The sequence below is a fragment of the Candidatus Zixiibacteriota bacterium genome (assembly GCA_040752815.1).
In the GTDB taxonomy this organism is placed as follows: Bacteria; Zixibacteria; MSB-5A5; order GN15; family FEB-12; genus JAGGTI01.
On record JBFMGC010000084.1, the window covers coordinates 1 to 5,860 of the forward strand.

At 56.4% G+C, this 5,860-nt stretch carries 3 protein-coding genes and 1 CRISPR repeat array; all 3 genes read right to left on the minus strand.

Annotated elements, in window-relative coordinates; genetic code table 11:
* The first annotated feature begins 19 nt into the window (after positions 1–19).
* A CRISPR array of direct repeats spans positions 20–1,243; the repeat unit is 36 nt; unit sequence GCTGGGACTTGACGCTAACCGCCGCTTGAGTACATT.
* 51 nt (positions 1,244–1,294) lie between these two features.
* From cas2 to cas9, 3 genes are read right to left on the minus strand one after another with little or no spacing between them, the layout of a single operon-like run.
* The gene (gene cas2 / locus AB1772_12955; GenBank protein ID MEW5797250.1) at positions 1,295–1,639 is read right to left on the minus strand and encodes a CRISPR-associated endonuclease Cas2; all 345 of its coding nucleotides are present in this window, start codon (positions 1,637–1,639) and stop codon (positions 1,295–1,297) included.
* 1 nt (position 1,640) lies between these two features.
* Positions 1,641–2,528, minus strand: coding sequence for a type II CRISPR-associated endonuclease Cas1 (cas1, locus tag AB1772_12960; protein ID MEW5797251.1), 888 nt, complete (start codon positions 2,526–2,528; stop codon positions 1,641–1,643).
* Between the two features lie 53 nt (positions 2,529–2,581).
* Positions 2,582–5,689: a type II CRISPR RNA-guided endonuclease Cas9 gene (cas9, locus tag AB1772_12965; protein ID MEW5797252.1), complete on the minus strand. Its 3,108-nt coding sequence runs from the start codon at positions 5,687–5,689 to the stop codon at positions 2,582–2,584.
* Between the last annotated feature and the right edge of the window lie 171 nt (positions 5,690–5,860).

A 5,860-nucleotide genomic window follows, 5' to 3' on the forward strand; every position in this document is an offset into this window, starting at 1 on the left:
TTCATACAGGCGTGCGACGGCTGGGACTTGACGCTAACCGCCGCTTGAGTACATTATATTGACGCGCCGCACTTGCAGTTTGGCGGCTGGGACTTGACGCTAACCGCCGCTTGAGTACATTGACTGCGAGTTTTCATACAGGCGTGCGACGGCTGGGACTTGACGCTAACCGCCGCTTGAGTACATTCCAGACCACGACGGGGAAGCTGATCAGAATGCTGGGACTTGACGCTAACCGCCGCTTGAGTACATTCGGGCTACCGGTCTTTGTCTCGACGAACTAGCTGGGACTTGACGCTAACCGCCGCTTGAGTACATTGGCCTACATCCCCACGGCACGCTATCGATGGCTGGGACTTGACGCTAACCGCCGCTTGAGTACATTCCACGTCGATGCCAATGCGTCCGGAGTGCTGCTGGGACTTGACGCTAACCGCCGCTTGAGTACATTCTACGGCGTGTGCGAACACCTAACCGCGTGCTGGGACTTGACGCTAACCGCCGCTTGAGTACATTCGCCAGAGCCGTCCGCTCCGCGGGCCTGAAGCTGGGACTTGACGCTAACCGCCGCTTGAGTACATTCCGTAGTCGCGCGCGTCCCGTTGCAACGCGGCTGGGACTTGACGCTAACCGCCGCTTGAGTACATTTTTAGCGCTGAAGACCCCGACGAGGTAACGGCTGGGACTTGACGCTAACCGCCGCTTGAGTACATTATTAAAGTTTCCGACACCTGCTATCGCGTTAGCTGGGACTTGACGCTAACCGCCGCTTGAGTACATTTCAGGAGCGTCGGACGAAAGCCGCGAATGGGCTGGGACTTGACGCTAACCGCCGCTTGAGTACATTAGTTTCCCTTGCGCCTTTTGCTTTGAACCAGCTGGGACTTGACGCTAACCGCCGCTTGAGTACATTAACTTCTTTGCGGGGGACACGTGGACGCGCGCTGGGACTTGACGCTAACCGCCGCTTGAGTACATTAACCATAGGAGCTACTATGCCATGTTTTATGCTGGGACTTGACGCTAACCGCCGCTTGAGTACATTAATTGCCGTTAGCTTCGGGCTTCGCTTCTGAGCTGGGACTTGACGCTAACCGCCGCTTGAGTACATTCGGATAGACGTGCGCAAAGCTGTCACGTGAGCTGGGACTTGACGCTAACCGCCGCTTGAGTACATTACTATGCACACAATAGGCAATAACAGACAGCTGGGACTTGACGCTAACCGCCGCTTGAGTACATTATACCCCCTGTAATCCCCATGTATTGCAGGGGGTTTGGCGTGATTCCCGGCTCAAAAAAGCATCAATTGCTCCGGCGGTTTTTCGGTTGGAGCCCGTTTTTTCCCCAGAAACACCTGCATACGGGCGAACTGCCGGTCGGTAACTGTAACCAGTCTGACCTCACCGGCCGGGGGCAGCATCTGTTTAATCCGCTGCCGGAACACCTCGGCTCGCTCGTCGCTGTCACAATAACGGGCATAGACTGAGAACTGAAGCATAGAGAAACCCTGCTTGAGCAGCCCCACTCGAAACCGTGAATAGTCATGGCGGGCCTTGGGGGAGTCCACCGGGAGATCAAACATCGACATCAGCCACACGGCACGGTACCCCGACAGATTGCGCTGGTTGGGAGCCATATCATAGTATCGGCAGATACAATCTGCTTCGTTCTCCGGTATAGACACCGGCAAGCGACGCTGTCACTCCGGTCAGCAGGTCAAACAAGGTTCGCTTTTCCTTATCAGCTTCAAAGCGGCGTGACGCCAGCCCGCCTATCAGCGCCGCCTTGCAGTCTTTGTCCAGCGGAACGGTGGCGCCGCGCTCGCGGACAAGTTGGACTACGATCTCATCGACCAGGGGGCGGTACGGTTCCATAAGATCATCAGCCAGACAAAAAGTATCGTATCGGTTATGGTGATGGATGCCGAGCGACGGGTGCAAACCGGAAGCGCAGATAGCCCGGGTGACCATGGCCCGGAGCACGGCGTAACCGTAATTCAGCAACTTGTTATGGTCTTCGGCCATAGGATCGCGCCGGAACGACGGCCCAAATATGGCCGGCCAGTAGCGGCGGGAAGCCTGTCCTTCGATATTTCCGGCATCACCAGAGCGTATGGACCGAGCTAGCTGGGCAAGCCCGTGGTCGTGTTCGCAGAGTCGCTTTAGCAGTCTGGCCTGAGCCACTACTTTGGCGCGAACGACCTGCTTCCAGAGCTGTTTCTGGAGAGGGACGGAGGCTTCCCGCTGGGCGGCAAACCGTTCGGTCTGGGTGGAGTGTCCTACCAGCGGCATGACCATACCTATAGGAAGACGCTTCTGATCGCAAACTACCATCGCCCCGCCATGCCGGCAAAGGCTGGTTAGTACTGCCTGGGTGTAGTGGACGGCGGGATGGGACACGACCAGGGCCGCTAGATCCTCGAGTGGGACTGTCAATTCGACCTCGCCCCGGCGGATAACGAGTTGTTCGTTCCGGACGCTAAGCCCGGCGCCCTCGTCGGATATGTCGATAACCCGGTCTCTCATACCCCATTACGGGTATCGACAAATCAGGAACGGGGCTGAAGGAACCTCGGCTATCAGTCTCGCGCTCGCCGGACCCGGCCGAGCGGATCAACGGTCATCTTGACACAGTTCCTCTTGCGTAGTGGGTCGGGCCGAGCCGTTTCACCAGACTTCGAGCGGCCTGCCAGCTTCCTAGCATCGTTTGTTTTCACCCACCTAATCTTGGAATTTGTCTCAATGGTCCGGACCACGCATAGTCCTCGCTGTCCGTTTTCGTGGTCGAGTTCAATTACGTCACCATTGGCTAAGGAAAACAGGAAGCACTTGCCCGGCCCGTGATCTTTCTTCACCACCGGCTCTTCCTTGTTCAGCCGCTTCCAGGCTTCCAGCAGGCTGACCACATACCCTTCCCAACGTTTGGTATTCCCCTTCTCGTCCAGCACCTTGACAATTTCCATATGGTGGTTGTTTCCAAGGACGACCCGACGGAGGCGGTGACCCGAGCCGACATCAACAGTGCTTTGGTGGTCCTTAATACGCACCTTGTGGACCGGCCGCGTAGAACCGTCCTTGCCGGTCATGACCGGATGATTGGCAATGTTTTTGAAGGCCCTGGCGGGGTTACTTTCGCCCAGATCCTGAAGCTTCTTCTCGATAGCGAGGCGCACCCCTTTGTCAACTATGTCCTCTAACTCCTTCGGCTTCAAATCCTCAATCCGTTTTCTTATGTGGACGTACTTTTTCCCGTCCTTGTCTTCCCGCTGTACGCTGTAGAACGTATCTTTGTGTAACTGACCCCGCACTCGTCGGTCAAGGTGGTGGGAAACCACCAGTTGACCGATTACCCGGCGAACATCCTCATCGAAAGTTTCCCAGGGTGGGGGCACCTTACCGAACTGGCGACGGCGTTCCCGCGCGGCCGGTGAGGCGGCATCGCTGAGCCGCTTGACTACCCCCTGGTCGGTGAGGGCCACGACAATGGCGTCCACGGCATGGTGGCGGTGATCATCGCGGGATTTGCCGGGGCCGTCGCCGAGAATCTTGTTGAGGTCCCAGACATTTCGTAGAAAGGCGGTGACCTGGCCGTTGGTGGACTGAACGCGGCGGTGGCCTGATGAGTCAATCCCATCGCTATCCTGTCCGCCATACAGTAAACCGAGATACTCTTTCGCCAGACGGGAGGCGTAGGCTGTGTCGTTCAACTGCCGCCACGTGAAGTTGTGCAGAAGTTCGTTAACCTCCTCTGGTTTCATCCGGAAACGCCGCAATTTAGCCGGTGCCGCCTTGCCCTTGAACCTGCTGACCCGATCGATGATATCATCCCACTGCGGCGTGCCGGAATAGGCCTCAAATGGCGTGCGGTCACGTTTGCCATTTCGGTTTTCCTTAGCAAGACAGAGGGTTTTGTTCATGTAGGAGTCATCGAGGCAACGATGGAGCGGTATGATGTGCTCGATATCGAATTGGGGAGAGTCCCCGACAATCTCTGTCATGCCAAAATGTTTGCCGGTGTAGGGGCAGGTCCACTCGCACTCCTCGGCCAGTAAAACCCTCAGAATGTCACTCCGCGACGGATTCGCGATTCTCGCTTCCTCGAGTATTTTTTCGGCCGCCCATTTGCGATCCTCTTCATTGGCGCGGTTACGTTTTACGGTCTCCTGGCGGCTTTTCGCCGGCTGTTTTAGTTCCCGTGCCAATTCTACTCGAATCACGGCCGGTTTGCCATATTCCCGGACGATGGCGTTTATCACTCGGCGCAGTTCTGTAAGAGATCGTTCGACTATCGGGTTCCGCAACGAAGCGAAGTGCTCTCGAACCGACGGCAGGTAATCAACGGCTATTCCGATCCTCTCAAAGCGCTGCGGGTACACGGCTTTGATTGCGGTTTGAACGGCCTCACCACAACCAAGCCGGGGCAACAGCTTAATGATAGCCTGCCGGGACAACGAAGAATAGCCTTCCTCAAGTTCCAGGCTGCTGAGCTCGTCGGCGGCGGCTTCGTCAAGGCCCCACTTCGTTATCGCTCTTTTCTTGAGCGTTTCTTCCTTGACGATACTTCGCCAGTCCTCTACCACGGCGTCATGCTCCTCCGGAGTCATAGACTTCCAGCGGTCGACACCGAATATGGCTGCCAGCTTTGCGGCGGTACGATTCCCCTTGATCTTCTTCTCACCACCCAGTTCGATGCTAAACTTACTGGTGTTTGGCAGTTTCAATAGCCTTCTCACGGCACCGAAGGTCATCTCTTGTTTGAATTCCAACTCTTGGGCCAGTGCAAATTGCTCGGCTACGGTCAGACTATCAGTTTCTCTGCCGGGAGCGTCTATCACCCTCAGGTTGTTGATGGTCTGTAGATACCGAAAGCGTTGGGCACATAGCAGAGCCATAGGGGCGCGGTGGTATTTGGGTTCCAGCTCGCACTTACCGATTAAGTGCGCCTGACTCTTCAGTGGCCGTTGGAAGAAGATCGCACGGTGCAGCTTCTTTCTCAGATCGTCTGTCAGTACGTCAGGGTGAAACCGGCGCTGCGATTCCCAGATCTTCTTAAACTCGTCTTCATACATCGAACGGTGCGTGTAATGCATGCGTATCCGATGTTGGAACGGATCGAGGCGGCTGAAATATTCGCCGAGGGTTCGCGCCCCGGCTGCTTCGATAGCCTGCTTCAGTTGGCTGATGTCCTTCTTGACCTTTCCGGTGTCATCGTCTTTCTTGGGGGTCGACTTGCGATTGCTCAGGAAACCCCTTCGCTGCGCCAAATGATAAAGTGCGCGGCCGAGTTCATGCTCGGACAACTTTGCATCAAGAGCGCGGGCGCGGAGCTTGTACGGATTATCGACCTTAAGATCCAGCTCGGTGATTACCATGTGCCGCATCTCGCTGTCGGTCAGATCGCCCTCAGGCAATAGACCGGCCCGCTGAAGGACGTTGGCTATTTTCGCCAGCCGCCGCGCCCTTCGTTCAACCCCGCGCCTGGCCTGGCGCGCCTCGCGGCGGGCGACATTGCGAGATTCCCCTTTGCCGTCAGACTCGAGCTTGTCTAGTCCGGCCTCAAAGACCCGAACCCCGGAGCTGACCAATTCGCATGTGCCGGCACCCGAAGTATCGATCAGCGCCCAACCGACAGAGTTGGGACCAAGGTCGATTCCCAGGTAGACTGATTTTTCATTTTCGCCGCTCATATTTTTCCCTTGACAGGTGGTTGAACGTCGCGTATCTAGTGCACAATGTACTCAAGCGGCGGTTGTTAGTCAAGTCTCAGTAAGAGACAACCGTCTCGAAGAGATAACACTCGACGCCCGTCCAGCACGGGCGTTTTTTTGTGGCACGGCAGGTTTGAAGCGAACCTGTCC